Annotated in this window: 25 protein-coding genes and 1 tRNA gene; 14 read left to right on the forward strand and 12 right to left on the reverse strand. The window is 70.4% G+C overall.

Going from position 1 to position 25311, the window contains the following annotated elements; all coding sequences use genetic code 11:
• Window positions 1-80: 80 nt before the first annotated feature.
• The 4 genes from PZC42_RS07030 to PZC42_RS07045 are packed head-to-tail and all read right to left on the reverse strand — an operon-like array spanning window position 81 to window position 4731.
• Window positions 81-1691: an ABC transporter substrate-binding protein gene (locus PZC42_RS07030; protein ID WP_277209497.1), complete on the reverse strand. Its 1611-nt coding sequence runs from the start codon at window positions 1689-1691 to the stop codon at window positions 81-83.
• A gap of 52 nt (window positions 1692-1743) precedes the next feature.
• Window positions 1744-2736: a carbohydrate ABC transporter permease gene (locus PZC42_RS07035; protein ID WP_277209498.1), complete on the reverse strand. Its 993-nt coding sequence runs from the start codon at window positions 2734-2736 to the stop codon at window positions 1744-1746.
• Window positions 2737-2743: 7 nt separating this feature from the next.
• A complete protein-coding gene (locus tag PZC42_RS07040) occupies window positions 2744-3697 on the reverse strand; it encodes an ABC transporter permease (RefSeq protein ID WP_277209499.1) in 954 nt (317 codons plus the stop codon).
• Window positions 3694-4731, reverse strand: a complete 1038-nt coding sequence (locus PZC42_RS07045) for a LacI family DNA-binding transcriptional regulator (RefSeq protein ID WP_277209500.1) — start codon at window positions 4729-4731, stop codon at window positions 3694-3696. Before PZC42_RS07045 ends, PZC42_RS07040 begins: the two co-directional genes overlap by 4 nt.
• 261 nt (window positions 4732-4992) lie before the next feature.
• On the opposite strand from PZC42_RS07045, the gene PZC42_RS07050 reads away from it, so the two are divergent.
• From PZC42_RS07050 to PZC42_RS07065, 4 genes are all read left to right on the forward strand, one after another.
• Window positions 4993-8397, forward strand: coding sequence for an endo-1,4-beta-xylanase (locus PZC42_RS07050; protein WP_277209501.1), 3405 nt, complete (start codon window positions 4993-4995; stop codon window positions 8395-8397).
• Between the two features lie 17 nt (window positions 8398-8414).
• Window positions 8415-9086: a DNA alkylation repair protein gene (locus PZC42_RS07055; protein ID WP_277209502.1), complete on the forward strand. Its 672-nt coding sequence runs from the start codon at window positions 8415-8417 to the stop codon at window positions 9084-9086.
• 317 nt (window positions 9087-9403) lie between these two features.
• Window positions 9404-10570, forward strand: coding sequence for a nucleotidyltransferase family protein (locus PZC42_RS07060; RefSeq protein ID WP_277209503.1), 1167 nt, complete (start codon window positions 9404-9406; stop codon window positions 10568-10570).
• Window positions 10571-10641: 71 nt separating this feature from the next.
• Complete coding sequence (locus PZC42_RS07065; RefSeq protein ID WP_277209504.1) at window positions 10642-12453, forward strand: ABC transporter ATP-binding protein; 1812 nt, start codon at window positions 10642-10644, stop codon at window positions 12451-12453.
• A 19-nt stretch (window positions 12454-12472) separates the two neighbouring features.
• Here PZC42_RS07065 and PZC42_RS07070 read toward each other — a convergent pair whose 3' ends face one another.
• The 4 genes from PZC42_RS07070 to PZC42_RS07085 form a co-directional block, all read right to left on the reverse strand.
• Window positions 12473-13495: a hypothetical protein gene (locus tag PZC42_RS07070; protein WP_277209505.1), complete on the reverse strand. Its 1023-nt coding sequence runs from the start codon at window positions 13493-13495 to the stop codon at window positions 12473-12475.
• Complete coding sequence (locus PZC42_RS07075; RefSeq protein ID WP_277209506.1) at window positions 13492-13935, reverse strand: lasso peptide biosynthesis B2 protein; 444 nt, start codon at window positions 13933-13935, stop codon at window positions 13492-13494. Before PZC42_RS07075 ends, PZC42_RS07070 begins: the two co-directional genes overlap by 4 nt.
• Before the next feature lie 11 nt (window positions 13936-13946).
• The gene (locus tag PZC42_RS07080; protein ID WP_277209507.1) at window positions 13947-14990 is read right to left on the reverse strand and encodes an asparagine synthase-related protein; all 1044 of its coding nucleotides are present in this window, start codon (window positions 14988-14990) and stop codon (window positions 13947-13949) included.
• 254 nt (window positions 14991-15244) lie between these two features.
• A complete protein-coding gene (locus PZC42_RS07085) occupies window positions 15245-15373 on the reverse strand; it encodes a lasso RiPP family leader peptide-containing protein (RefSeq protein WP_277209508.1) in 129 nt (42 codons plus the stop codon).
• 200 nt (window positions 15374-15573) lie between these two features.
• Between PZC42_RS07085 and PZC42_RS07090 the strand changes: the two genes are divergently transcribed.
• On the forward strand, window positions 15574-15828 hold the full coding sequence (locus PZC42_RS07090; protein ID WP_277209509.1) for a PqqD family protein: 255 nt from the start codon (window positions 15574-15576) through the stop codon (window positions 15826-15828).
• Window positions 15829-15858: 30 nt separating this feature from the next.
• On the opposite strand, the gene PZC42_RS07095 is transcribed toward PZC42_RS07090, so the two are convergent.
• Window positions 15859-16551 carry a hypothetical protein gene (locus tag PZC42_RS07095; protein WP_277209510.1) on the reverse strand — a complete coding sequence of 231 codons (693 nt, stop codon included), beginning with the start codon at window positions 16549-16551 and terminating at the stop codon, window positions 15859-15861.
• 190 nt (window positions 16552-16741) lie between these two features.
• Between PZC42_RS07095 and eno the strand changes: the two genes are divergently transcribed.
• The 6 genes from eno to PZC42_RS07125 all read left to right on the forward strand — a co-directional run bounded on the left by eno (window position 16742) and on the right by PZC42_RS07125 (window position 22159).
• Window positions 16742-18022: a phosphopyruvate hydratase gene (gene eno, locus PZC42_RS07100; protein WP_171783666.1), complete on the forward strand. Its 1281-nt coding sequence runs from the start codon at window positions 16742-16744 to the stop codon at window positions 18020-18022.
• A 420-nt stretch (window positions 18023-18442) separates the two neighbouring features.
• Window positions 18443-18916, forward strand: coding sequence for an FtsB family cell division protein (locus PZC42_RS07105; protein WP_277209511.1), 474 nt, complete (start codon window positions 18443-18445; stop codon window positions 18914-18916).
• Window positions 18917-18920: 4 nt separating this feature from the next.
• A complete protein-coding gene (locus PZC42_RS07110; protein ID WP_277209512.1) occupies window positions 18921-19433 on the forward strand; it encodes a DUF501 domain-containing protein in 513 nt (170 codons plus the stop codon).
• Between the two features lie 49 nt (window positions 19434-19482).
• Window positions 19483-20433 carry a Ppx/GppA phosphatase family protein gene (locus tag PZC42_RS07115; protein WP_277209513.1) on the forward strand — a complete coding sequence of 317 codons (951 nt, stop codon included), beginning with the start codon at window positions 19483-19485 and terminating at the stop codon, window positions 20431-20433.
• Between the two features lie 79 nt (window positions 20434-20512).
• Window positions 20513-21964 (forward strand): NAD(P)/FAD-dependent oxidoreductase, encoded by a 1452-nt coding sequence (locus PZC42_RS07120; RefSeq protein ID WP_277209514.1) that lies wholly within the window; start codon window positions 20513-20515, stop codon window positions 21962-21964.
• 121 nt (window positions 21965-22085) lie between these two features.
• Window positions 22086-22159 (forward strand) — tRNA-Leu (locus PZC42_RS07125).
• Window positions 22160-22186: 27 nt separating this feature from the next.
• Here the strand turns inward: PZC42_RS07125 and PZC42_RS07130 are convergent.
• Window positions 22187-22399, reverse strand: coding sequence for a hypothetical protein (locus PZC42_RS07130; protein ID WP_277209515.1), 213 nt, complete (start codon window positions 22397-22399; stop codon window positions 22187-22189).
• 24 nt (window positions 22400-22423) lie between these two features.
• On the opposite strand from PZC42_RS07130, the gene PZC42_RS07135 reads away from it, so the two are divergent.
• Window positions 22424-23965, forward strand: a complete 1542-nt coding sequence (locus tag PZC42_RS07135; RefSeq protein WP_277209516.1) for a hypothetical protein — start codon at window positions 22424-22426, stop codon at window positions 23963-23965.
• Window positions 23966-24055: 90 nt separating this feature from the next.
• Here PZC42_RS07135 and PZC42_RS07140 read toward each other — a convergent pair whose 3' ends face one another.
• Window positions 24056-24184, reverse strand: a complete 129-nt coding sequence (locus PZC42_RS07140) for a hypothetical protein (protein WP_277209517.1) — start codon at window positions 24182-24184, stop codon at window positions 24056-24058.
• A gap of 62 nt (window positions 24185-24246) precedes the next feature.
• On the opposite strand from PZC42_RS07140, the gene PZC42_RS07145 reads away from it, so the two are divergent.
• The gene (locus tag PZC42_RS07145; protein ID WP_277209518.1) at window positions 24247-24417 is read left to right on the forward strand and encodes a hypothetical protein; all 171 of its coding nucleotides are present in this window, start codon (window positions 24247-24249) and stop codon (window positions 24415-24417) included.
• A gap of 60 nt (window positions 24418-24477) precedes the next feature.
• Here PZC42_RS07145 and PZC42_RS07150 read toward each other — a convergent pair whose 3' ends face one another.
• On the reverse strand, window positions 24478-24603 hold the full coding sequence (locus tag PZC42_RS07150) for a hypothetical protein (RefSeq protein WP_277209519.1): 126 nt from the start codon (window positions 24601-24603) through the stop codon (window positions 24478-24480).
• Window positions 24604-24911: 308 nt separating this feature from the next.
• On the opposite strand from PZC42_RS07150, the gene PZC42_RS07155 reads away from it, so the two are divergent.
• On the forward strand, window positions 24912-25283 hold the full coding sequence (locus PZC42_RS07155; protein WP_277209520.1) for a helix-turn-helix domain-containing protein: 372 nt from the start codon (window positions 24912-24914) through the stop codon (window positions 25281-25283).
• Window positions 25284-25311: the final 28 nt, after the last annotated feature.

Below are 25311 nucleotides of genomic sequence, written 5' to 3' on the forward strand. Positions count from 1 at the left end.
GTGTGCGGCGGACGATCCGCCGTGATGGATGCGATGGGTCACGGTGCGGGGGCGGGCCGAGCCCGCCCCCGCACCGCCGGTCACTCGCCGCCCTGCTGGAAGCGGTCGTAGGCCTGCTGGTAGACCCCGGTCACGTCGTCGACGCCCATCGAGTCGAGCTGGGAGACATAGCCGTCCCACTCGGCGTCGATGGTGCCGTTGGCGATCCAGGAGGCGAACTTCTCCTTGACCAGTGCGGTGATGTCGGTCTGGGGGAAGGAGATCTGGTCGAGCTCCTCGTTGGACAGCAGCACCGGCGGGTAGGCGTCGTTCGCAGCGAAGGGGGCGTAGTGCTCGGCGACCAGGTCCTGGCGTTCTTCGGCGCGCGGTTCAGGTGCCACGACTGTCTCGAAGTCCTTCTCCTGGATGATCTTCGGCCCGCCAGGGGCGACGAGCTGGCGGCGCTCGCCCTCGGAGACGCCGGCCTCGGCGGGGATCTGCTCGAGGATCCCGTTCGCACCCTCCTGAAGTGTCACGTCGATCGGCCCCCAGTTGGTCTGCGCCGACATCACGGGCTCGAAGAGTCGGTCGGCCCAGCGCATCGTGGCCGCGGGGTACTGGTTGGCCCGGGTGATGGCCATCGCGCCGCGATTGATCTCCTGGTTGTTGGTGACGCTGGCGAGCTTGCCGTCCACGCCCTCGAGGATGCCGAGCATGGCGTAGTCCTCGACGCGGTCGTCACCGACCATCTCCTTGAGCTCCCACCAGAAGAAGGACCCCAGGACGGGGGTCTCGGACTTGCCCTTGGCGAGATAGGCGACGTCGTCGTGCGAGAAGGACTCGGGGTCGATGAGTCCGTCGGCGTGCCAGTCGGCCAGCGCGGAGACACCCGCCTTGTACTCCTCGGTGTTCGCGGTGAACTCCACCTTCCCGTCGCGGACGATGCGGTGGTCGTTGTTCTCCGGCTGGCCACCCAGTGCGGCGACGAGGTCCCAGGGGTTGGCGCAGAAGGAGTCGGTACGGAAGCTCAGCGGGATCTCGTCCGCCTTCCCGTTCCCGTTGGGGTCACCGGTCTTGAACGCCTCGAGCGCCTCGCGGTACTCCTCGATCGTGGTCGGCATGGGGAGCCCGAGCGTGTCGAGCCAGGTCTTGTTGATGTAGAGGAAGTTCGGGTACTGCAGGATCCCGAGCTCTTCGACCGACGGCAGGGTGTAGATGTGACCGTCCGAGGCCGTGATGGCCGCCCGGATGTCGGGCCGCTCCTCCAGGAGGGCCGACAGCGTCGGCGCGTGCTCCTCGATGAGACCCTCCAGCGGCACGAGTGTGCCGTTGGACCCGTTCTGCACCACCTCGGCGTCCGTCAGGCCGGAGTTGAAGAGCACGTCCGGAAGGTCGTCGCCGGCCAGCATGAGGCTCTTCTTCTCCTGGTAGACCTGATCAGGCAGGTTCTCCCAGGTGATCGCGATGTTCGTGTCCGTCTCCCACTGCTGGACCAGCTCCATGTCGGAGTAGTCCGGCGCGAGGGCGGACTTCGATCCGCCGAAGGTCAGCGACAGAGTCTCGTCGACGATCGGGAGACCTTCGGACCGGAACCCGAACTCGGCAGAGGCGTCTTCGACCTCGGTGGCCGCCTCCCCGCTGCCGCAACCGGTGAGGAGCAGGGCGCCGGTGGCCGTGACGGTGATGGTGGTGAGGAAACTGCGGTGTCTCATCATGATCTTCCTTGCTCTCATTCGGGGTGATGGTGTGGTGCAAAAAGGGGGATCAGTTCTTGACGGCGCCGAGAAGTGCGCCCTTGGTGAAGTGCTTCTGCATAAATGGCATGATGATGAGCAGCGGAATACTGGAGACGACGATCATCCCGTACTTGATCAGTTCGCCGATGCGCTGGGCAGCGGCATAGGAGTCCAGTGCGCCCGATCCGCCGGCGGCGGTGACCTCGGACTGGATCAGCACGTTCCGCAGCACCAGCTGGAGCGGGTACTTGCTCTCGTCATCGAGGAAGATGAGCGCGTCGAAGAACGCATTCCAGTTGGCGACGAGGTGGATCATGATCATCAGGAAGATCAGCGGCTTCGACAGGGGCAGGACGATGCGGAGGAAGAACCGAAAATCGTTCGCCCCGTCGAGCTGCGCCGCGTCCCTCAGCTCACCGGGGACGTTGTTCTCGAAGAAGGCCCTGGCGATGATGAGGTTCCACACGCCGATCGCACCTGGCAGCACGACCGCCCACATGGTGTTCAGCATCCCCATGTCGCGCACGACGAGGTACCGGGCGATCAGCCCACCGTCGATGAACATGGTGAGGATGAACAGGAGCATGAAGAACGTGCGCCCGTAGAGGTCCTTGCGTGACAGCGCGTAGGCGGCGCACAGGATCGACGCGACACTGATGGCGGTCCCCACGAGGGTGTAGAGGACCGAGTTGGCGAACCCGCGCAAGATGTCGGGGTCGGAGAAGATCCGGCCGTACCCCTCGACCGTGAAGCCCTGCGGCACGAGCCAGACGTTGCCGTTGAGGATCTCGGCCGGCTCGCTGACCGAAGCGATCACGATGAAGTAGAGGGGGTAGACGATCGCGACGATGGCGAGCCCGAGCAGCCCGATCGCCACGATGTTGAACAACGGGTCCGCCAGTCGACCGTGCCACGGGCCGCCGCTCGGGACTCCGGTTCGTACGGAAGGTCGTCGAGGACGCCGGTTCGGCGACCGGGTGGTGGAGAGCGGGGTCTCTTGAGCTCGCGTGAGCTGGGTCATGGCTTCGTCACCACAGACTGGACTGGTTGGCCCGCCGTGCGACCCAGTTGAAGGTCAGCAGCAGGGTGAGGTTGATGAGGGAGTTGAAGAGGCCTATCGCGGCGGAATAGCTGAACTGGGCCTGTTGCAGACCGGCCTTGTACACGTAGGTCTGGATGACCTCGGACGTCGGCAGGTTCAGGTCCGTCTGCATGAGCAGCACCTTCTCGAATCCGAGGTTGAACAGATTCCCGATCGCGAGGATGAACAGGATCGTGATCACCGGGAGGATTCCCGGGATGTCGATGTGCCGGATCCGCTGCCACTTGTTGGCGCCGTCCACCCGTGCCGCCTCGTGCAACGACGGGTCGATAGCCGTCAGGGCTGCGAGGTAGACGATCATCGAGAACCCGGCGTTCTGCCAGATGTCCGACCCGATGTACAACGGCCGGAACCACTCGGGCGACCCCATGAAGAACACCGGCTCGCCACCGAACGTCTCGATGGCGTTGTTGACGATCCCGGAGCGGGGGGAGAACAGCAGGTGGATCATCCCGACCACCACGACCACCGAGATGAACGACGGCGAGTAGAGCACCGTCTGGGTGAACTTCTTGAACCGCTCGTTCTGCAGCTGGTTCACCACGAGCGCCAGGACGATGGGCACGGGGAAGGCCAGCAGCAGGCCGAGCGCGTTCAGGCTGAGCGTGTTCGCGATGAGCCGCTCGAACTGGAACGACTCGATGAACCGCTGGAAGTGGTCCAGGCCGACCCAGGGGCTCCCGAAGAAGCCGTCCGCCGGGTTGTAGTTCCGGAACGCGATCTGTGCGCCGTACATCGGCCAGTACTTGAACAGGAGGACGTGCAGGACGGCCGGAGTCAGTAATACGTATAACTGCCAGGACCGCACGGCCCTGCGGAGTCGCGAGACGCGATGCCGTGGAGCCGGCACGAGGTGCTGGACGGTGGGTTGGGTGGTCATTCGCGCGCCTTTGCACTCGCCACGGATCCGCGAAGGACCAGTGAGCACTCGATGGGATTGTTCTGCGGGTAGGAGCCTTGCGTGCTGAGCAGGATCTCCACGGCCCGGCGGGCCATCTGCTCGAAGGGAAGCTCGACGGTGGTCAGGCCGGGATCGAGAGACGGGGCCAGAGTCTCCTGGTTGTCGAAACCGACGATGGAGCAGTCGTCCGGGACGCGCAGGCCGAGGGAGTCAAGTCCGCGGTAAGCGCCCCAAGCGGTCCGGTCGTTGCCGCAGAAGATGGCCGTCGGCGGCTCAGTGGCATCCATGAGGTCCCGGGCGGCCGCCAGGCCGTCCTCGATGGTGCCGTGGCCGGCGCGGACCAGGTCGAGGTCGAAGGGGACCCCGGCATCGGCCAGGGCTCGCCGGTATCCGGCGAGCCGCCCCGTGCCGGCCGGCAGGTCGCTCTCGGCGGGCTGGATGTTGATCATGCCGATCCGGCGATGTCCTGCCTCGAGCAGATGCTGGGTGGCGGTGTACCCGCCCGGCTCCTCGTCGGGGAACACGTTCGGCACGACACCGTCGCGGTCCTGGGCGTTGACGACGACGGTCGGTACGTCTCGCAGCGCGGCGGGCAGGTCGAGAACGCGGTGGTACATCGCTGCGTAGACGACGCCGCGCACCCGGTAGGACAGCATCGTGTCGATCGCGGCCGCTTCCAGCTCCGACTTGTCATACGTATCGATGCTGAGGATGACGTGACCGGTCTCCCAGGCGAGGTTCTGGGCTCCCTTGAGCAGCTTGCCGGCGAACGGAGAGCTGGCCACCTCGTCCGAGATGAACCCGATCAGCCCGGACTCGCCGCTGCGTAGGGTTCTGGCGAAGGCGTTCGTCCGGTAGTCGAGGTCGCGGACGGCGTCCAGCACCCGGGCCTTCGTCGCCTCCGCGACCCTTCCGCCGCCGACGTCGTTCAGCACGAGCGAGACGGTCGCCTGCGACACGCCGGCTCGGGCCGCGACGTCCCACATCGTCGGCCGGGCACCCTTGCGCGCCATCTGATCCCACCTCCTCGTGAGTCGGTTATTCGTATAACGGGACCCTAGTGCGGTGCGCCTCGGGTCGTCAACCCGGGCGGCGGCGCATCTCATCGCTGCGACGGACCGCGATCGTGTGTAACGATTTCGGAGATGTTCGTTCAGTCATTGACCTTAATGGTCTGCGCGCCGTAGCGTGCCCGTGACGGGGCGCGGCGCGCCCTGCCCGGGGTCGCGAGCATCGAGGCCGGCGCCCCGGCCGCACATCGCAAGGGAGCGACGATGAGGCAGAGGATCACCAGGACGGTCGCGGGGCTCACCGCGGCCGCGCTGGCGGCGAGCGGCGCGGCGGGTGCCGTCGTCGTCGGAGCGTCGACAGCAGCGGCGGACGACGCCGTCGTACTAGAAAACGATTTCGAGATCACCATCGAACCATGGGCGCCTCGCGGCCCGGTCGCCCTGGAGATCACCGACGACGCCCGCACGGGCGCCGGAGCCCTGGCGGTCACCGGACGCACCGGCGAGTGGAACGGCCCGGCCACCGACGTCGCCGGCACGTTCGCCGAGGGTGGCGTCTACGAGGTCGAGGCATGGGTCAAGCTGCCCGCCGGGGCCGCGGGTGCCACCGACATCCACTTCACGGTCCAGGAGACCTCGGCCGACGGAGACTCCTACACGTGGGTCGGCGGTGCGATCACCACCACCGCCGACGAGTGGGTCGAGGTCGGCGGCACCTACACGATGCCCACGGGTCTGTCCGCCGCCCAGCTCTACCTCGAGGCCGCGCCCGTCGGCGACGAGCACCCGGACTTCCTCGTGGACGACCTGATCGTCACCGGGCAGGCCGCCGGGCCGCCCGTGGACCAGCCCGAACCGGGAGTCGTCCTGAGCACCGACTTCGAGGACGGTCTCGACGGCTGGGGGCCGCGCGACGACGGGGGCACCGGGCCCACCGTCGAGGTCACCACCGCCGACGCCGCCTCAGGGTCGGCCGCGGCCCTCGTCACCGACCGTGACAGCCAGGGCGACGGCATCGGCCGCGACGTCTCCACGGTGCTCAGCCCCGGCGTGCGCTACGAGCTCAGCGCGCAGGTGCGGTTCGCCGCAGGCCAGGAGCCTGACGCCGTCTGGCTGTCGCTCGCCAGCACCGCCGACGGCTCGACGTCGTACGCGACGCTCGCCCAGTGGACCGGCGTCACCGCCGACGGGTGGACCGAGGTGACCGGGACCTTCCAGATCCCGGCCGGCGAGCAGCAGCTCCTGTACCTCGAGACCGACTACAACGGCTCCAACACCAGCGACTTCCTGGTGGACGACGTCGTGATCTCCGTGCCCGAACCGGCCGTCGTCGAGGACCTCACGCCGATCCGCGAGGCCGTGCCGTTCCCGGCCGGGGTCGCGATCGACTCCCGCGAGACCACCGGCACGGCCGCGGAGCTGCTGCTGCGCCACTTCGGGCAGATCACGGCCGAGAACCACATGAAGCCGGAGGCCTGGTACGACGGCGAGCGGAACTTCCGCCCGCACCCGGAGGCCGTCGCCCTGATGGACTTCGCGGCCGAGCACGACCTCGCGATGTACGGGCACGTGCTGACCTGGCACTCCCAGACGCCCGAGTGGTTCTTCACCGACGACGCCGGGCAGCCGCTGACCGACTCCGCCACCGACCAGCAGATCCTGCGGGACCGCCTGCGCACGCACGTCTTCGCCGTCGTGGACTGGCTCGCCACCTACGGTGAGTTCGGCGGGGACAACCCGGTGAACGCGTTCGACGTCGTCAACGAGGTCGTCTCGGACGGCAGCACGGACGACGGCCTGCGCCGCAGCGAGTGGTACCGGATCCTCGGCGAGGACTTCATCGACCTGTCCTTCGAGTACGCGGACGAAGCCTTCAACGAGGTCCACGCCGCGCCGGGAGCCGACCGGCCGGTGCAGCTCTTCATCAACGACTACAACACCGAGCAGGGCGGCAAGCAGGACCGCTACGTCGCGCTCGTCGAGCGTCTCCTGGAACGAGGCGTGCCCCTGGACGGGGTGGGTCACCAGTTCCACGTGTCGCTGGCCATGCCGGTCTCCGCCCTGGAGATCGCTCTCGAACGCTTCGAGGGGATGCCCGTGACCCAGGCGGTCACCGAGCTGGACGTCACGATCGGCACCCCGGAGACGCAGGCCAACCTCATCGAGCAGGGCTACTGGTTCCGGGACGCTTTCCGGATGTTCCGTGACCACGCCGACTCGCTGCACGCCGTCACCGTCTGGGGCCTGACCGACGGTCGCTCGTGGCGTGCGGGCAACGGAGCGCCCCTGGTCTTCGACGACGACTACCAGGCCAAGCCGGCCTACTACGGCATCGTCGACGGCGACCTGCCCGCCCAGCAGCGGTCCGCGGGCGTCTTCGCCGGCACGGTCGCGCTGGACGGGTCCGCGGCCGCCGCGCCGCAGTGGGAGCGCCTGCCCCTGCACCCGATCACCGCGGCCGGCGACCAGTCGGCGGCGTTCCAGCTCCGCTGGGCCGCCGACCACCTCACCGCGTACGTGTCCGTCAGCGACGGGGATGCCGAGGCGAGCGACGCCGTCACCTTCGAGCTCGAGAGCGGGACCGCCGTCGTCGGCCGCGCCGGCATGGTGACGGGAGACGCGACGGCGGAGGTCGTCGAGACCGACGCGGGCTACGACGTCGTCGCGCACCTGCCGCTCGCGGGCGCGGCGCAGGGCGACACGCTCGGTCTGGACGTGCGGGTGGCCGACGGCGGCACCACCGCCGGGTGGAACACCCCCGGCACGTACGGCAGCCTCACCCTCCTCGAGGAGCTGAGCCACGTCGAGGTGCCCGAGGCCTCGACCGCCCCGGTGATCGACGGCGAGGTCGACGAGGTGTGGGCCGACGCGAGCGCCGTGGCGACCGAGAAGCGCGTGGAAGGCGCTGACGGAGCGGTCGCGACCGTCCGGACCCTGTGGGCGGACGACACGCTGTACGTGCTCGCGGACGTCCCCGACCCGCAGGTGGACGTCAGCGGGTCGGACCCGTGGATCCAGGACTCGGTCGAGATCTTCCTCGACACCGGCAACGCGAAGAACGGTGCCTACCGTGCCGAGGACACCCAGATCCGGATCAGCGCCGAGAACGAGGTGTCGTTCGGTACGGGCGACCCCGCCGACCAGGCGGCACGCGTGGAGTCGGCCGCGACCCTCACGGACGAGGGGTACCGCGTGGAGGCTGCGATCGACCTGCTCGGTCAGGGCGGCGCAGGTGCCTTCCACGGGCTCGACCTCCAGGTCAACGACGCCACGGGCGGAGCGCGGACCTCGGTGACCACCTGGGCCGACCCGACCGGCACGGGCTACCAGTACACGAGCCGCTGGGGCGTGGCCGAGCTCGTCGGAGCGACCACGCCGGCGGCTCCCGACTGGGAGGCCGGACAGGTGTACACGGCCGGCGACGAGGTGACCCACGGCGGCGCCCTGTACCGGGCCACGTGGTGGACCACCGAGACGCCGGGCGTCTCGCCCTGGGGCTCGTGGCAGGAGATCGCCACGGCACCGGACGGCACGGCCGTGTGGACCGCGTCGCGGATCTTCACCGCCGGCGACGTCGTCGTGCACGACGACGAGCGCTACGAGGCGAAGTGGTGGACCCGCAACCAGGCACCGGGAGGCAAGCACGGGCCCTGGAAGGTGGTGGGGTAGCGACCTAGTCTGTCGCCATGACGCTCACCGCTGAGTCGCTCGTGGCGGACCTGCGCGCCGTCGCCGACCCCGAGGTGCACCCCAACCGGCACTACCGGGGCGGCGGCGGCGTGCTCGGCGTCCGCATGGGCACGCTCTTCGACGTCGCCAAGCGGTACACCGACCTGCCTCTCCCGGAGGTCGACCGCCTGCTCGACGTGGAGGAGTACGAGCCGCGGCTCGCGGCGTTCTGCGTGCTCGACTTCTTCGTGCGGCGCTCCCGGGTGACGCAGGACGAGCGGGAGGCCCGCTACCGGCTCTACCTCGACCGGCACGACGCCATCGACGCCTGGGACATGGTGGACCGCGCGGCGCCTCGCGTGGTCGGGGAGGCGCTCCGCCACCGTTCGCGTGAGCCGCTGCTCGACCTCGCACGGGCGTCGGACCCGTTGCGGCGCCGCACCGCCGTCACCGCCCCGCTGGCGTACACGCGGCCCGTCGACACCGCGGGGATCGCGGACCTGCTGCGCATCGCCGAGATCCTGGCCACGGACACCGACCCCGTCGTCTCTCGCGCCGTCGGCACGGCGCTCAAGCACGCCGGGGCGGCGGACCCTGCGGCGGTGCGCGGCTTCCTGCACCGGCTGGGGGACCGGCTTCCAGCCGCGACGCGCCGTGCCGCCCGGGAGAAGCTGCCCGCTCGGGAGTGACATGTCATGACCTGCGGCGACACTGCGACACGTTCGGCCTGCATGACGTCATCGACGCGTCATCGGAGGGGTCTCGGGCGGCGCAGGCGTGCGGGCCGGCGACTAGGGTGCGCGCGAGGTCGGGCAGGGTGGCCGGGCCCGGGGAGCGCTTCGTCATGCCGGTACGACCGGGGACGACAGCGGTACTCATCGCTGCGGCCGGGCCAGGGTGGCACCCGGGACGCGCCGTCCGGCCGACCGGGTGCAAGTTCGGGTGAAATCCGGTCCTGGGGCCACTCTGCGTGCCCCGGGCGCGCGATGCTCAACAGGTGGAACTCGTGAGACGACCCGCAGCGAGAGCGACCGGCTCGCCGTTGCGCCCGCTGGCGCGGCTGCTGCTCGACGCCGCGTTCGACCGGCCGGGCACCTGCTCCGACGAGCTGGGTCGGGTCACCGGTGAAGAGCTGTGGGAGGCAGGCCTGCTGCACCGCGTCACCCCTGCCGTCGCGCGTGCCGTGCGCGGCTGGGACGAGGTCCCCGAGGTGTGGCGCATCCCGCTGGAGGTCGGGCGCAACCGGCAGATGCTCCGCCACCTGCGAGCGCTGGAGGACCTCAAGGGCATCGGGGCGGCGTTCGACCGTGCCGGCATCGCCTGGGTGGCGGTCAAGGGTGCGACGCTCGCCTCGGTGGTCTGGCCGCACGCCGACATGCGTGAGTACTACGACCTCGACCTGCTGGTGGAGCCCGCGGCGTTCCGGGACGCGGTCGAGATCGTGGAGTCCACGGGGGGTCGCCTGCTCGACCGGAACTGGCCGGCGTTGCGGGCCTCCGGCCGTGGCGAGCTGGCGATGGTCGGGCAGCACGGGACGCACGTCGACCTGCACTGGCACCTGGCGGTCGCGCCGTCCGTGCGTCGCGCCTTTCCCCTCGACGTCGACGTGATGCTGGCGCGGCGCCGCCACCACGACCTCTCGGCGGTGTCGCTGCCCATGCTCGATCCCGAGGACCAGGCGCTGCACGTCGCCGTCCACGCGGCCCAGGCCGGCGCGAACCGGCTGATGTGGCTCGCCGACGTCTACTACGCCTCGCAGGACGTCGACTGGGACGAGCTGGAACGACGCAGCCGCGCAGCGCGAGCAGCGGTGCCGGTGGCCCTGGTCCTCGACGGGGCGTACCGCGTCGCCGGCGAGCACGGCGTTCCGCACCCTGGACTTGCTCGGGCCGCGGCGGGGGCGTGGGGCCGGCTGGTCCGCGCCCGCGACGACCGGCACCCTTTCCCCGGTCTGCCCGGCGACTCCAAGCTCGGCGGCAACGTGTACTCCGCGGCACGGTCCTCCGTCGCTGCGAGCGTCTGGCGGCTCGGGTCGAACCATGCCAAGGTCAGGTACTACGGCTGGCAGCACCGCACCGGGCGTGACGTCGCTCGCCCGCTCCAGCACGACGTTCCCGATGCACGTGCCCGGGACGCGTACTTTGCGATAGCCGCGAGCGGAGGGCGGGAATGAGTCACCGCGCCAACGCTTCGTCCGAAGGCGGGTCGGGGCACCTACGGGGTATGGCCGGCCGGGGACGTCGCGTGGTCAGCCTGGTGCGGCGGTCGACCCGCATCGTCTGGTCCTGCAGCCGACGTCTCTTCGTCGCCTTGGTGGTCCTGCAGCTCGTGGCCGCCTGCGCGCTCGCTCTCCAGGTGCTGGTCGTCGCGCAGGTCCTCGACGGCATCCTCGCCCTGGAAGACACCGGTCTGGGTGGGCAGCTGGTCTGGTCGGTCCTGGCTCTGGCGGGCCTCATGGCGCTGGGATCCGTCGTTGCGGTCGCACAGGGGAGCGTGCGGCGACTTCTCGGCGAACTGGTCGCACGCTCGATGGCCGAGAAGGTGCAGGAGGTGGCGACCACGGTGCCGTTGCGCAACTTCGAGTCGCCGGAGTTCTTCGAGAATCTCCAGCGGGTGCGTCAGAGCGCGATGAGTCGACCTTTCCAGGTGACGCAGGGTCTGTTCACGGCGATCGGTGCCCTCGCATCCAGTATCGGCGTAGGCGCCGCCCTGGTGGCGCTCTACCCGCTCCTCCTTCCGCTGCTGGCCGTCGGTGCCGTCCCGGTGCTGCTGACCAGTCGCCGAGAGAGCGCGCTGGAGTTTCGGTTCACCGTCGAGCAGACGACGAACCAGCGCGAGCGGGCCTATGTCAACTATGTGCAGACCAGCCGCGACGAGGCCAAGGAGATCCGGGCCTTCCAAGTCTCCCCGTGGTTGCGCGGGCGCTTCCGCGCTCTCTATGACTCCTACCTCGTGGCGTTGCACCGGCACCTCGGCCGGCGGCTGAGGCTCGCGACGCTGGGACAGGTGCTCGCCGGTCTCGTGCTCGTAGCGACCCTGCTGTTCCTCGTCTGGCTCATCGCCCAGGGAGAGGTCGGCGTGGCCGCCGCCGGTGCTGCCATCGTTGGTATCCGCGCGCTGCAGGGGCAGATCCAGGGGCTTGTCGGCGGTATCCAGCAGATCCACGAATCGGGCCTCTACCTCGACGACCTCGACGCGTTCCTGCGGTACCACGAGTCAACGATCTCTACCGTGCGCCCCGATCCCGACGGCATGCCGTCCTTCGTGGGCGCCCGCCTCGACGGGGTCTCCTTCCGCTACCCCGGAGCCTCCGTCGAGGCGCTGCGCGACGTGTCGATCGAGGTGGGCCCAGGAGAGGTCGTCGCGGTCGTGGGGGAGAACGGGTCGGGGAAGACGACCGCGGCGAAGGTGCTGGCCGGGCTGTACGACCCGGACGACGGCACGGTGGTCTGGGGCGAGACCCCGTACGGCAAGCTCGCCGAGGACGACCTGCGCAGCCGGATCGCGGTGATCTTCCAGGACTTCGTCCGCTACGCGTTCTCGGCGGCTGAGAACATCGCCCTCGACGGCGCCGGTCCGGACGCGCGCCGTGACGAGCGCGGAAGCGAGCAGGTCCGGGGCGCGGCACGGGCCGCCGACATCGACGGCATCCTGGCGCGCTTGCCGCACGGCTACGCGACTCGGCTCTCGCGGATGTTCGACGACAGCGCCGACCTGTCCGGAGGGCAGTGGCAGCGGGTCGCGATCGCCCGGGCCTTCTACCGTGACGCCGACCTGGTCATCCTCGACGAGCCGTCGGCGGCGCTCGACCCGCGGGCCGAGCACGCCCTGTTCACCTCGCTGCGCGAGACCCTGGACGGGCGGTCGGCCCTGTTCATCTCGCACCGTTTCGCGACGGTCCGGGGGGCGGACCGGATCTACGTGATGGACTCCGGACGTGTCGTCGAGTCCGGGACGCACGCCGAGCTGATGGCCGAGCGCGGCCTGTACGCCGAGCTGTTCGATCTTCAGGCCGGCGCGTACTTCCCCGACGGCTGGTCCAGCTCGGCTCCCTGACGTGCCGCCATGAGACCTGCTACGCGGGCGCCGGGCTCGCCGCGCGGGTCGCCGTACCCAGCAGCGAAGAGGCGTGCGGGATCCGGTTGTTCAGGACGGCCGTCGTCAGGTCCTCGATGATGTCGTGCCGGAACGGTGGCCCCCACGGCACCCGAGCCAGGAGCAACGGGACATCACGCGTGAGCGTGACGAGATCCGCGAAGTGCCGCGCCGTCACCGAATGGTCGTGCCACTCCGACAAGCGGGGAAACCTCATCAGGGTCAGGGACGCATCCCGGGCGGTCAGGCGCTGCAACCGCAGCTCGTCGTGGGTCCGATCGGGGAACGGAACCACCAGCGCCGCCAGCGGAACCGCATCCTGCCGAGGGCCCGCCAGGTGCAGGGCATGGCGCGCGTCGCCGCTCGGACGAGCAGGAGCACCGGCTTCCTCGAGCTCGCTGGCCAGTGCCTCCGCGCGGGGGCGGAGGCGTGCCTCGGTGGCGCCGGGCTGGGCGACGTAGACGCCAGCACGACGGTCGAGCACCAGGATGTCGTCCGTGACGAGCGACCCTCCGGACCGGCACACGAGCGCGGCCATCGTCGACTTGCCCATCCCCGAGCGGCCGACGAAACCGATGGACCTTGCCCCCGCGGTGTGTTCCATGCTGACGGCGCTGCCGTGCAGGACGAGATCGCCACGCAGGGTCAGCACGAACGCGAGGAGCGCCCCGGCGACGAGTACGGTGACGACTCCCTCGTCGCCGTCCGGCGCGACGCGGACGACGACGTCGTGACCGTCCGCATCGATCTCCATGTCGCACAGGTTGTCGAATCGGAGGAGGACCGTCCCGTCGGTGCGCCGGATGCCGTGGTACCACCGCCGCCCGTCGCGCACGTGCTCTACCAGCGTCCGGCCTGTCACAGGTTGTTGGACCGTCCGTGCGGACGCACGCCGGATCACCAGGTCAGCGCCGTCGGTGGGCATCCCCGTGGAATGCCGCTCCAGCGGCAGTTCGACGTCGGAGTCGATCACGAGTCCGTAGGCGTCGTAGTGCACGCTCATGCGAGCACGATCTCTTCATCGATGTGGAGCGGACGGAAGCTGGACGAGCCGTCCGGGTCGAGGTTGACGCCGTCGACGACGAGCCAGGCGTGCGCCGAGACGAGGCCGTCGCGCTTGGCCACCCCGATCACGAGGCGGGGACTGCGTTCCCGCAGGACGTGGCCTGCGCACAGGGCTCGCTGCAAGCACGACGAACCGAAGGGCGAGCGGCGCAGGACCATCCCTACTGCGCGCAACCGCCGGCGTTCGTCCGCCGAGAGCACGAGCGGCGTGTCGCCGGCCGACGTCGCCTCCGCGGGTGTCGCCAGACGCGAGCCCATGGTCTGCGCCGTCGTCGGGAGGCGGGTGACGCGGAGCAGCACCTCCACGGCGACCACCCGACAGACCGCGCCGAGCCCGAGCGAGATGCGGCGGCGCGAGTGCGCGACGCTGCGTCTCACTCCACGGGCGTTCACCGCGGTCCCGTTCGCTGTGCCAGCCATGCCTGGTGCAGCAGCAGGCCGGTGACACCACCCGGGCGAGGGCTGAGCCAGTGCTGACGGAGCGCGGCGGTGTCGACGAGGCGGTCGTCGACACCGCTTCCGTCCCACCCCGAGGCGAAGTCCCGTTCCGCAGCGCCGAACCGGCTCCCGTTGAACGACGCCTTCGAACGGCGGGCGAGGACACGGTCGGGCAGCAGGTCCGCGAAGAGGAACCGCATCGTGTCGGTGCGTCCCCGGAACCCCCATGCCCCGCCGTCATACGCCAGTGCCCGGACGAACCGGGGGTCCTGAAGGGGATGGTGCCAGCGGATGCCGGACTCGTCGGCGAGCACCTGGAGGTTGTGGGCGAGCACATGAGGGACACGACGCATGGACATCGTGAGCGTCGCGTCGTCGTACCTCCACGGCGTGCGGCTCTGCCCGGCGACATGGCGGCGGAAGGCGACACGTGACGCGCCCCGGAGCCACGGCGGTGGAGAGATCGACGGGTTGTGACCTGCGATCGGTCCGAGGGGCAGGGCAGCGCCGGTGACGGTATGGAGGAGCTCGCGCAGGTGCCGACGCCCTCGTGGTCCACCGTCACCACGGGCGACCGTCCAGGGTGTGATCCGGCGAGCGCCCAGCACCTCGTCGCCACCTTCACCGCTCAGGACCTGGGTGCCGGCTGTCACGGAGGCCAGCACCACGTCGGCGTGCGCAGCCGCCGGCCAGACGAGACCGTGCCGCGCGAGAGATCGTCGTGCCGGCTCTCCCAGCAGGCGCTCCTGATCCGTGACCGAGACGGTCACGAGCCGGTCGGTCAGCCCGAGGTGCTCGAGCACCGCCCGCTGCCAGTCCGACTCGTCGGCATCCCGCAAGCCCGGGTAGAGCAGGGTCAGCGGAACGGGCTGCGGAAGCCCGTCACGAGCCGCCACGTGCGCCGCGACGGCGAGGACCGCCGACGAGTCGCGCCCGCCGGAGAATGACACGACAACCGGACCGGCGCGCAGTGCTTCGCCGACGATCTTCTCCATCGTCGCCCGTGCCTGCCCGGTCGACGTATCGTGCCGTGGAACATTGCGACGAGAGGCGCATCGAGTGCCGTGGGTGAGCGGGATCCCGACTGCGACCTCGGTCGGGCTCAACCGTATGAAGCGATCCGACGTCTCGTCGCCATGCATCGTGTGGCTGGTCGTCGTGGAAACAAGCATCCGTCGCTCCTCGTCCTTCGTGGAAGAACAGGGACGCCGGACCATGCGAGCGTGACCCGGCGTCCCTGTTCCGAACTTCAGGACTGAGCGCTCGGGTTCTCGCCCCAGGAGAAGAACAGGAACTTGTCGTCGTTTCCGTTGATGCCCTGGGCCAGGGTGAGGTCGCGGACACTGCCGGCCTCGGTGATACGAGGTGCTTCGTACATGGGAGTACCTCCTGGTTTGTCATGCCGGACCGTTTCAGTATTGCCAGCGTCGTCCGGCTACGGCAGATGGAACGTGGGTGAAAAGGTCCTGGAGCGGGTGAATGCCGCTCCTCCCCGGATGAATTCGGTCGATCGGGAGGTGTGGATCTTCCACCGGTGGTTTGATGCCTGCGGACGGCAGCGACGATCAGGAGAACACCATGCGGCTTCGGTCAGACGGGGTGACCTGGCAGGAGGTCGACGGAGAGCTCGTGCTCCTCGACCTGAACACCTCGAAGTACCTCACGACCAACGCGGCCGGCACCCTGCTCGCGCAGACGCTGGCCGATGGTGCCACCGAGGACGACCTCGTGGCAGCGCTGGTGCGCACCTATGAGATCGACGAGTCCGTCGCGCGGGCCGACACGGCGAACTTCCTCGCCGAGCTGCGTGAGCAGGACCTGCTGCGCGACTGACGTCCCCGACAGACCAGCGTGCGGACGGTGTCAGGCCCGCTGGTCGTCGTCGGGCGACCGCCCCAGCACCCCCGCGATGCGCTGCTCGATCGCCTCCGTGGCGGCGTCGGGCAGCACGAGGATGCCCTCGAGCTCCTTCGTGGCCCGGCGGTAGGCCGACTGCCGCTCCGCACGGCTCGCTCCGGCGTCGTCGGCGAGCGCGAGCAGCTTCTTGGCCCGGTCGAGTGCCCGCCGTTCCTCGGGCGTGAAGTCCGAGGCCCGGCGGCGCTTCGCCTCACGCTCGGCGATGTCGAAGGTGAGCTGGTACTCCCGGACCGCGTCGCGATAGCGGTCCAGCCGACGGCGGTCGCGCAGCTCCTCCCGGTCCTCGGGTCGCAGCCCGTCGGCCCGGCGCCGGGCCCGGTGGAAGTCGACGGTGACCTGCTCGCGCATGTCCGTGATGACCGGGTACTCGAGCGTCTTGACGGCGTCCAGCTCGTACTCGAGCCACCGGCGGTCCGTCTCCTCGTGATCGGCGATCGTCCGGTCGATCTCGCTGGTGAGCGCCTCCTCGGCCTCGGCCGTGGCGAGCTTGTCGGCGTGCTTGAGCCGGTACAGCTCGATCTTGTCCCGCCGTCGGCGTTCGTCCCACTTCTGGGCGCCCTTGACCCACCCGCCGACGATGCCGCTCAGCGGGAAGATGAGCCACCAGTAGGAGCCGACGAAGTCCCAGAACCCGTGCACCGCCATCACGATAGTCCGTCCGACCGGGTCGAGACCGATGCCCGCCAGGTGGGCGCCTGGGCGCACAGGCCCCGCGACGGGGCTACGCTGGGGGCGTCAACCCTCCATCGTCGCGGGCGTCGGCGGCCCCGGGTGCATGCGTGCCTGAGCCGGGCCGCGACGGCCCGCGTGCCCTCTCAAAGGAGCATCCGTGGCAAGCATCGAAGCCGTTGGCGCGCGCGAGATCCTGGACTCTCGCGGCAACCCCACCGTGGAGGTCGAGATCGCCCTCGACGACGGCACGTTCGCACGTGCCGGCGTCCCGTCGGGCGCCTCCACGGGCGCCTTCGAGGCCGTCGAGCGCCGGGACGGCGACTCCGGCCGCTACCTGGGCAAGGGCGTCGAGGGCGCGGTCAATGCCGTCATCGACGACATCGCTCCTGAGCTCATCGGCTACGACGCCGAGGAGCAGCGCCTCATCGACCAGACGCTGATCGAGCTCGACGGCACCCCGAACAAGGCCAAGCTGGGCGCGAACGCGATCCTCGGCGTGTCCCTCGCCGTGGCCAAGGCCGCCGCGAAGAGCGCCGGCCTGGACCTGTTCCGCTACGTGGGCGGCCCGAACGCGCACGTGCTGCCCGTGCCGATGATGAACATCCTCAACGGCGGGTCCCACGCGGACTCGAACGTGGACATCCAGGAGTTCATGATCGCCCCGATCGGCGCCGAGTCCTTCAAGGAGGCCCTGCGCACCGGCGCCGAGGTCTACCACGCGCTGAAGTCCGTGCTCAAGAGCGAGGGCCTGTCCACCGGCCTCGGCGACGAGGGCGGCTTCGCCCCGAACCTGTCGAGCAACCGTGCCGCGCTCGACCTCATCCTCACCGCCATCGAGAAGGCCGGCTTCACGCCCGGCACCGACGTCGCGCTGGCGCTCGACGTGGCGGCCACGGAGTTCTACTCCGACGGTGCGTACCAGTGGGAGGGTGGCGCCAAGACGCCCGACGAGATGGTCGCGTTCTACGAGGGGCTCGTCGCGGACTACCCGCTGGTCTCCATCGAGGACCCTCTGGACGAGGACGCCTGGGACTCCTGGTCGGCGCTCGTCGCGAAGGTCGGCGACAAGGTGCAGATCGTCGGTGACGACCTGTTCGTCACGAACCCGGAGCGCCTGGCCAAGGGCATCGAGACCAAGGCCGCGAACTCGCTGCTGGTCAAGCTCAACCAGATCGGCACGCTCACCGAGACGCTCGACGCCGTCACGCTCGCGCAGCGCAACGGCTTCACCACGATGACCTCGCACCGCTCCGGCGAGACCGAGGACACCACCATCGCGGACCTGTCCGTGGCCACCAACGCCGGTCAGATCAAGACCGGTGCCCCGGCCCGCGGCGAGCGCATCAACAAGTACAACCAGCTCCTGCGCATCGAGGACGCCCTCGACGACGCCGGCCGCTACGCCGGTCGCTCGGCGTTCCCGCGGTTCCAGGGCTGAGACCGGCTGACAGCCCGGTAGGCCCCAGCGCCCGACGACGGCCGGTCACCTCCTGCGGGAGGTGACCGGCCGTCGTCGTCCCCCACCATGCGCCTGTCCTCCGCGCCTGTCCTCCGCCAGCCCGCGGAACCGCCGGCACCGGCGGTTCGCCAGGGGAGCACAGGTGGCGCGCCGACGGCGGTGGTGGGTGGGTGGCGTCCGGTTGGGCACAATCGAGGGGTGCCCTCCCGACGTCCAGCCGCCCCGCGATCCCGCCCACCTGCCTCCAGGCCGGGGGCGCGGACGACGTCTCGCCCGGCCACACCCGCGGCACGCTCGCGAGCGACCGGTGCCGGCACGCCAGCGCCGCCGAAGGGGAGGAGCGCGCGTCGTCCCGCGGGTCCGGCCCGTGACGCCCGACGCCGCAGCCGGCTGGGCCTGGTGCTGCCGGAGGTCCTCACCGTCCGCCTGCTCGTCCTGTCCGTCGTGGTGCTGCTGGCCTTCGTGCTGCTGCTGCCCACGGTGCGCGGTGCCGTTCAGCAGCGGGCCGAGATCGACCGGCTGCAGGCCGAGCTCGCGGCGCACGAGTCCGCCCGCACCGAGCTGGAGAACGAGCTGGGGCGCTGGGACGACCGCTCGTACGTGGTCGAGCAGGCGCGCACCCGGCTGAACTACGTGATGCCGGGCGACACGGTGTGGCGCGTCATCGACGCGCACGAGGTGGTCGACGACGACGCGCCGGCGGAGAGCGACGCGCCGACTGAACCGGTCCGACCCGGCGGTCCGGCGGGCGCTCCCTGGTACCAGGGCATGTGGGAGTCGATGCAGGTGACCGACGCGCACGCCACGATGGTCGGGGGTGACGAGGTCGACGGTGCTGACGTGGAACCGGACGGTGGCGACGGGGGAGAATGATCCCGTGACCCTTCAGCCCTCCGAAGACCCCACGGCCGTGACCGACCGCGACCTCGAGGTGCTCGCCGAGCAGCTCGGCCGCGCGCCTCGCGGGGTCGTCGGCATCGCCGCGCGCTGCGTGTGCGGGCGCCCCCTGGTGGTGCGCACCGCCCCGCGGCTGCCCGACGGCACGCCGTTCCCCACCACGTACTACCTGACCCATCCCGGTGCGGTCGCGTCGGCATCTCGGCTCGAGGCCGACGGCGTCATGAGGGAGATGTCGCAGCGGCTGACCGAGGACTCCGAGCTCGCGGCGGCCTACCGCAAGGCCCACGAGCACTACCTCGCCCGGCGCGAGGAGCTGGGGCACGTCGACGAGATCGACGGCATCTCGGCGGGCGGGATGCCCACCCGTGTGAAGTGCCTGCACGTCCTGATGGGGCACGCCCTGGCGGCGGGCCCGGGGGTGAACCCGCTGGGCGACGAGGCGCTGGCGATGGTCCGGGACCAGTGGCGGCCGGACCGGTGCTCGTGCTGACGCAGCCGGCTGGGCACATGTCGCACGCGGGTGAGAGGGTGCGGTGGTGATGAGCAGCACCCGTGTCGCCGCCGTGGACTGCGGCACCAACTCGATCCGCCTCCTGGTCGCCGACGTCACCCCGGACGGCACCCTCAGCGAGCTCGACCGACGCATGGAGATCGTGCGCCTCGGGCAGGGCGTGGACCGCACCGGCGAGCTGGCGCCGGAGGCGCTCGAGCGCACGCTGGCCGCCTCGCGCGACTACGCCAAGGTGGCCGCCGAGCTCGGCGCCACCCGCGTGCGGTTCGTCGCCACGTCCGCCACCCGGGACGCGCGCAACCGCGCCGACTTCGTCGACGGCGTCCGGGCCGCGCTCGGGGTCGACCCGGAGGTCGTCTCGGGCGAGGAGGAGGCCCTGCTGTCCTTCCGGGGAGCCACGAGCGGCTCGGCCGCCGAGCACCCCGGCCCGTACCTGGTCGTGGACCTGGGGGGCGGCTCGACCGAGCTCGTGCTGGGGACGACGACGCCGGACGCTGCCGTCTCGATGGACGTCGGCTCCGTCCGGCTCACCGAGCGCCACCTGCACTCCGACCCGCCCACGGCTGCCGAGGTGGGCCGAGCCGCTGCCGACGTGACGGCTGCGCTGGATGCGGCAGCCGCCGTCGTGCCCCTCGGCCGGACGGCGACGCTCGTGGGGCTGGCCGGCTCGGTGACGTCGGTGACGGCCCACGCCCTGGGGCTGGCGACCTACCGGCGGGAGACGATCAACGGTGCCGTGCTGAGCGTGGCGGACGTGCTCGGAGCCTGTGACGACCTGCTGCGCCGAACGCGGGAGGAGCGGCTGGCGCTCGGGTTCATGCACCCGGGCCGGGCGGACGTCATCGGCGCCGGTGCGCTCGTGTGGTCGCAGGTGGTGACCCGGGTGCGCGACGAGGTCGCGGCGTCGGGCGGAGCCTTGACCCACGTGGTGACCTCCGAGAGCGACATCCTGGACGGGATCGCCCTGTCCCTCGCCTGAGGTCACCGGCCCGGAGCGGTGACGGACGGTACAGGTCACCCGCGCGCGAGCGGTCCGTCAGCGGTCGTAGACTGGCGCCATGCCTCAGAACGTTCTGTCGACGGACACCCCTGCCCAGGACGCGCCCGCGCCCACACCGCGTCCGCGCAAGGTGCCGCGCGTCGTCGTGCTCGGCGGTGGCTCCGTCGGGCTGTACGTGGCGCGCCGGCTGCGCAAGAAGCTCGGCAAGCGAGAGGCGGCGATCGTCGTCGTCGACCCGCGGCCGTACATGACCTATGCGCCGTTCCTGCCCGAGGCGGGCGCCGGCTCGATCGACGCCCGTGACGTCGTCGCGCCGCACCGCATCGCCCTCAAGGGCATCGACGTGCTGCAGGGCAAGGTCTCGCAGATCGCCCACGGCGACAAGAAGATCACGATCCACCCCGAGGAGGGGCCGGACTACGAGGTCTCGTACGACCAGCTCGTCGTCGGCCTCGGGTCGGTCTCGCGCACGCTGCCCATCCCGGGGCTGGCGGAGAACGCCATCGGCTTCAAGAACGTGGAGGAGGCCATCGCGGTCCGCAACCACGTGCTGAACCGCATGGACGTCGCCTCCTCGACCTGGGACGCCGACCTGCGCCAGCGGATGCTGACGTTCACCTTCGTCGGGGGTGGCTTCGCCGGCATCGAGGCCCTCGCCGAGATCGAGGACATGGCGCGGTACGCGACGCGCAACTACCCGACGATCGAGACCGAGGACCTGCGCTTCGTGATGATCGAGGGCGCCGGCCGCATCCTGCCGGAGGTCTCCGAGCCGATGGGCGAGTGGGCGCTCGAGGAGATGAAGAAGCGCGGCATCGAGTTCCACCTCAACACGTTCCTCAGCTCGTGCGAGGACGGTCACGTGGTGACCTCCACGGGGGTCGAGTTCGACACCGAGACGATCGTCTGGACCGCGGGCGTCAAGGCGAACCCGGTCATCCAGGAGAGCTCGGACCTCCCGGTGGACAGGATGGGCCGCGTCACCGTCAAGGCGACGCTGCAGGTGGAGGACGAGAACGGCGAGATCGTCCCGGACGCCTGGGCCGCGGGCGACTGCGCGGCGGTGCCGGACCTGCTCAACCCCGGCGGCTTCTGCCCCCCGAACGCCCAGCACGCGATCCGCGAGGCGAACCAGCTCGCCGACAACATGATCGCGGCCCTCAAGGGCCAAGACCCCGTGGAGTACAAGCACAAGAGCGTCGGCGTGGTCGCGTCGCTCGGGATGTACAAGGGGGTGGCCGAGCTCTTCGGTTTCCTCAAGCTCAAGGGTCCGCTGGCATGGCTCGCGCACCGCGGCTATCACGTGATGGCGATGCCGACAGGCAACCGCAAGCTCCGCATCATGGTGGGTTGGATCGGACAGTTCCTCATGGGCCGCGAGATCGTCTCGCTCGGTTCGCTGCACGACCCGCGCGACGAGTTCCGCAAGGCCTCGGTGCCACCGAAGCCGAAGGACGCGAAGGTCGAGCAGAAGGCCGAGTCGTCGGCGGAGAAGGCCGAGAAGGGCTGACGCTGTCGCGTGACGGGACCCGGCGGCCTTGTTCGGCACTTCCTGCTCCGTTCGGTACCTTGAACTGCCGATCGAGACCGGAAGTGCCGAACGAGGCCGCCTGTTCGTGTCTGCGGCGCTCGCCCCCGTAGCCCAACTGGCAGAGGCAGCCGGCTTAAACCCGGTCCAGTCCCGGTTCGAATCCGGGCGGGGGCACTGCTGCTGACCTGTGCGGACGCATGGTCAGGTCGCCCGTGTACACACGCCCTGTACACACGTGCGCCCGAGATTGCCCGAGATTGACGCGGGATCGCCCGTCGGGTCGTCAGCCTCGATCTGCCGCAACACAGCCTCGGCCAACTCGGGGTCCCGGCCGGGCCGCTCGGGCAGCCGGCCGACGACGGCGCGGCACTCCTCGTCGAGCTGCGCGAGGGCGAGCACGGTGAGCGGGTCCATCGTCGGCCGCTAGGCTCGTGCGCTATGGACGATGGCGCACTCGACTTCCCGCGTGGCTTCGTGATCGGCGGGCCTGCGCCGTCGAGCTACGTCACCCGAACCCCCGCCGTCCCCGGGCTGCTCGTGCACCCGTGGTGCGAGGTGGCCAGTGCCGCGGACGAGGCCGGTCGGTTCGTCGTCGTCCTCGGCACGTGCGTACCGATCGACGCCGTCCGGCCCTCGGACCCGGCGCGCGAGCTCCTGGACCACCTGACTGTCAGCGAGGAGAGCATGTTCGCCGCGCTGAGCCTTTGGGCGGGCCGGTACGCGATCGTCTACGGCCGACCTGACGACGTCCGCGTCATGGGGGACGCCACGGGGATGCGGGCGGTGTTCTACGCGGAGCAGGGCGGGATCGCTGCCTCGCACGCGCTGCTCGTGGAGCGCGCGCTCGGCGGGGAGATCGAGCGCCGCGACGTGCCATCTCGGTACGGCCATCCGGGCCACCACACTCCATACGCGCGTACCCGCCTGCTGACCCCGAACACCGTCCTGGACTTGGGCGCCGGACGGGTGCGGCGGTACTGGCCGGACGCCGTGATCCCCGAGCGCGCCGTGGACGACGTCGCGCGCGACTGCCTCACCTGGGCGTCGAACGCGCTCCGCAACATCGCCGAGCACCACCCTGTGCGCATCGCCGTGACGGCAGGACTCGACTCCCGGGCGCTGGTCGCCGTCGCGCTGCACGCCGGCGTGACCGCCGAGACGTACACCTATGGCGACCGGCCCGACACGCGAATCGACCGGCTCGTCGCGCCCGTGGTCGCCCAGCAGGCCGGACTCCCTCACACCGTCTTGCCGACGATGCCCCTCGGCGACGACGTCGCCGAGGCCCTCGCCGAGGCCCACTACCGCGCCCACCACATACTCGCGGTGCCCACGCTGTCCGCCTGGATCCAGGAGCGGAACACTGTGGCGGTCACGGCGAACCTCCTCGAGATCGGGCGCAGCTTCTACAAGCGGTTCCGAGACGTTGCCGAGCCGCCCGTCGACCCCGAGTCGATGCGACACATGCACCAGCTGTCGATGGGCAACCGCGGCAAGGCCTATGCCGCGCCCGAGGTCATCCCGGTAGCCCAGGAAGCGTTCGCGGACTGGATCGAGGCGACCGACTTCAACGCCGCCCGCGGGCTGATCGATCCGGACGACCAGTTCTACTGGGAGCACCGGATGGGAACGTGGCACGGCCCGGCGATGGTCGAGCGCGACTTCTACGCCGAACCGTTCATCCCGTTCAACGCCCGCGCGGTGTTCACGGCCATGCTCGGCATCGACCGCGACGACCGCGATTCCGGCGCGGTGCTGCACCGCCTCATCGACCTCGTGGACCCCGAGCTGCACTCGGTCCCGATCAACCCCAAGCGGTGGCCACCCAAGGCTCCGGCGCGGTCGGCCTCCGACGACGCACCTCGCGAGCCGGTGCCCGTACCAGTAGCCGCGCCCGAACCCGCAGAGCAGCGGCGGTGGTGGCAGGTATGGCGCGCCCGTCAGGAGCGCCGCTCGCCGAGTGGCTCGCAGCACTCCTGATCGACCCACGCGGTCCACTCGCCCCACCCGGGGTACTCCGCGGTGAACCCCAGCATGCCGCGTGCACGCGGCATGACCGCGCCGTGAGCGTCACGGCGTCGCCGCCGTAGGTCCGCGCCGTGCAGCGCGCCGCCGCGGCTCTTCGTACACGTCGTGCGGCGGCGGTGCGGCGACCTGGTGCGCGTCCAGGTGGTGATGGTCGGGGATCGGCGGGCGCATGGGGGCACTGTGACGCCTGCGGGTGACACGGAGAGCGCGCGCGGGGACGGTGGGGGATGGAGATGGACCCGAAGATCACGCAGGAGTACGCCGCCGCAGCCGAGGAGCTCGCGAATGTACTCGACCGAGAGCTCCCTCAAGCCGTCAACCTCGAGGAGCACAAGGCCGTGCGCCAGCGCTTCGACGCAGCGGAGCGCGCCTGGTACGAGATGATGGGCGCCGAGCAGGCATGACGAAAGCGGCCCCCGCCTCCCTCTCGGGAAGCGGGGGCCGGCGTCGTGCGTGAGGGATGGTCAGCCGCAGTTGGGCAGCGGGTTGCGGCCCTCGATCGCGCGGAGGTCATTGATGGCGAGGCGTTCGTCCGGAGTCAGGCTCGTGATGGCCTTCCATGTCTCGGTGCCGTCCTTCGCGCGGCGCATGGTCGGTGTCGCATGGAGCCCACGATGCCCCCTGGTGTGCACGGTGTGCACACGTGATCCCGAGATTGCCCGATTCTGACCCTGACCGCCCCGGCCTGTCCGAGGGGTCCTGATGCAGGTCAGAGCGCCTTTTGCTGGTCACCAGTCTACCGCTCCCGAGGCGTGGGGACCGGTTCGAACCCGGGCGGGGGCACGCAGTCCGTGTCGCCCCGCCCGGTGCGCCCGTGCGTTCTGCCCGTGGCAGAACCAGCACCGAGGCCGGCCGCGCAGGGGGCGGTCAGGCACCCGCCCGGAGTAGCGTCGATGCCATGACGGGGAGCGACGACGCGCACGAGCCACTGCTGCGGCACCTGATGGGGGCGATCCTGCGGCGTGCCCGGCAGCGCCAGGGACGCACGCTGCAGGAGGTCGCCTCGGCCGCCCGGATGTCCACGGCCTACCTCTCCGAGGTCGAGCGTGGCCGCAAGGAGCCGTCGTCCGAGGTCCTCGCCGCGGTGTGCCGCGCCCTGGACCTGCGCCTCGTCGACCTGGTCGCCGACGCGCACGCCTCTCTCGCGGCGGCGGACCAGCGCGTACGCGTCCTCACCTCGACGAGCCCGACGACGGTCCGCCACCTGCCGGCGACCCGGACGGGCGCAGGCCCCCGCACCACGAGCGACGTGGTCGCGCTCGCCGCCTGAGCCTCGTCGTCGAGCGCCCCGCGGCGAG

Source organism: Isoptericola croceus (assembly GCF_029382255.1).
GTDB classification, from domain to species: domain Bacteria; phylum Actinomycetota; class Actinomycetes; order Actinomycetales; family Cellulomonadaceae; genus Isoptericola; species Isoptericola croceus.

Bases quoted from the DNA above. Each gene is read 5' to 3' on its own strand.
- PZC42_RS07030 (WP_277209497.1), bottom strand. From the start codon at position 1,691: ATGAGACACCGCAGTTTCCTCACCACCATCACCGTCACGGCCACCGGC.
- PZC42_RS07035 (WP_277209498.1), bottom strand. From the start codon at position 2,736: ATGACCCAGCTCACGCGAGCTCAAGAGACCCCGCTCTCCACCACCCGG.
- PZC42_RS07040 (WP_277209499.1), bottom strand. From the start codon at position 3,697: ATGACCACCCAACCCACCGTCCAGCACCTCGTGCCGGCTCCACGGCAT.
- PZC42_RS07045 (WP_277209500.1), bottom strand. From the start codon at position 4,731: ATGGCGCGCAAGGGTGCCCGGCCGACGATGTGGGACGTCGCGGCCCGA.
- PZC42_RS07050 (WP_277209501.1), top strand. From the start codon at position 4,993: ATGAGGCAGAGGATCACCAGGACGGTCGCGGGGCTCACCGCGGCCGCG.
- PZC42_RS07055 (WP_277209502.1), top strand. From the start codon at position 8,415: ATGACGCTCACCGCTGAGTCGCTCGTGGCGGACCTGCGCGCCGTCGCC.
- PZC42_RS07070 (WP_277209505.1), bottom strand. From the start codon at position 13,495: ATGAGCGTGCACTACGACGCCTACGGACTCGTGATCGACTCCGACGTC.
- PZC42_RS07080 (WP_277209507.1), bottom strand. From the start codon at position 14,990: ATGGAGAAGATCGTCGGCGAAGCACTGCGCGCCGGTCCGGTTGTCGTG.
- PZC42_RS07085 (WP_277209508.1), bottom strand. From the start codon at position 15,373: ATGTACGAAGCACCTCGTATCACCGAGGCCGGCAGTGTCCGCGACCTC.
- PZC42_RS07090 (WP_277209509.1), top strand. From the start codon at position 15,574: ATGCGGCTTCGGTCAGACGGGGTGACCTGGCAGGAGGTCGACGGAGAG.
- PZC42_RS07115 (WP_277209513.1), top strand. From the start codon at position 19,483: ATGAGCAGCACCCGTGTCGCCGCCGTGGACTGCGGCACCAACTCGATC.
- PZC42_RS07120 (WP_277209514.1), top strand. From the start codon at position 20,513: ATGCCTCAGAACGTTCTGTCGACGGACACCCCTGCCCAGGACGCGCCC.
- PZC42_RS07130 (WP_277209515.1), bottom strand. From the start codon at position 22,399: ATGGACCCGCTCACCGTGCTCGCCCTCGCGCAGCTCGACGAGGAGTGC.
- PZC42_RS07135 (WP_277209516.1), top strand. From the start codon at position 22,424: ATGGACGATGGCGCACTCGACTTCCCGCGTGGCTTCGTGATCGGCGGG.
- PZC42_RS07140 (WP_277209517.1), bottom strand. From the start codon at position 24,184: ATGCGCCCGCCGATCCCCGACCATCACCACCTGGACGCGCACCAGGTC.
- PZC42_RS07145 (WP_277209518.1), top strand. From the start codon at position 24,247: ATGGACCCGAAGATCACGCAGGAGTACGCCGCCGCAGCCGAGGAGCTC.
- PZC42_RS07150 (WP_277209519.1), bottom strand. From the start codon at position 24,603: ATGCGCCGCGCGAAGGACGGCACCGAGACATGGAAGGCCATCACGAGC.
- PZC42_RS07155 (WP_277209520.1), top strand. From the start codon at position 24,912: ATGACGGGGAGCGACGACGCGCACGAGCCACTGCTGCGGCACCTGATG.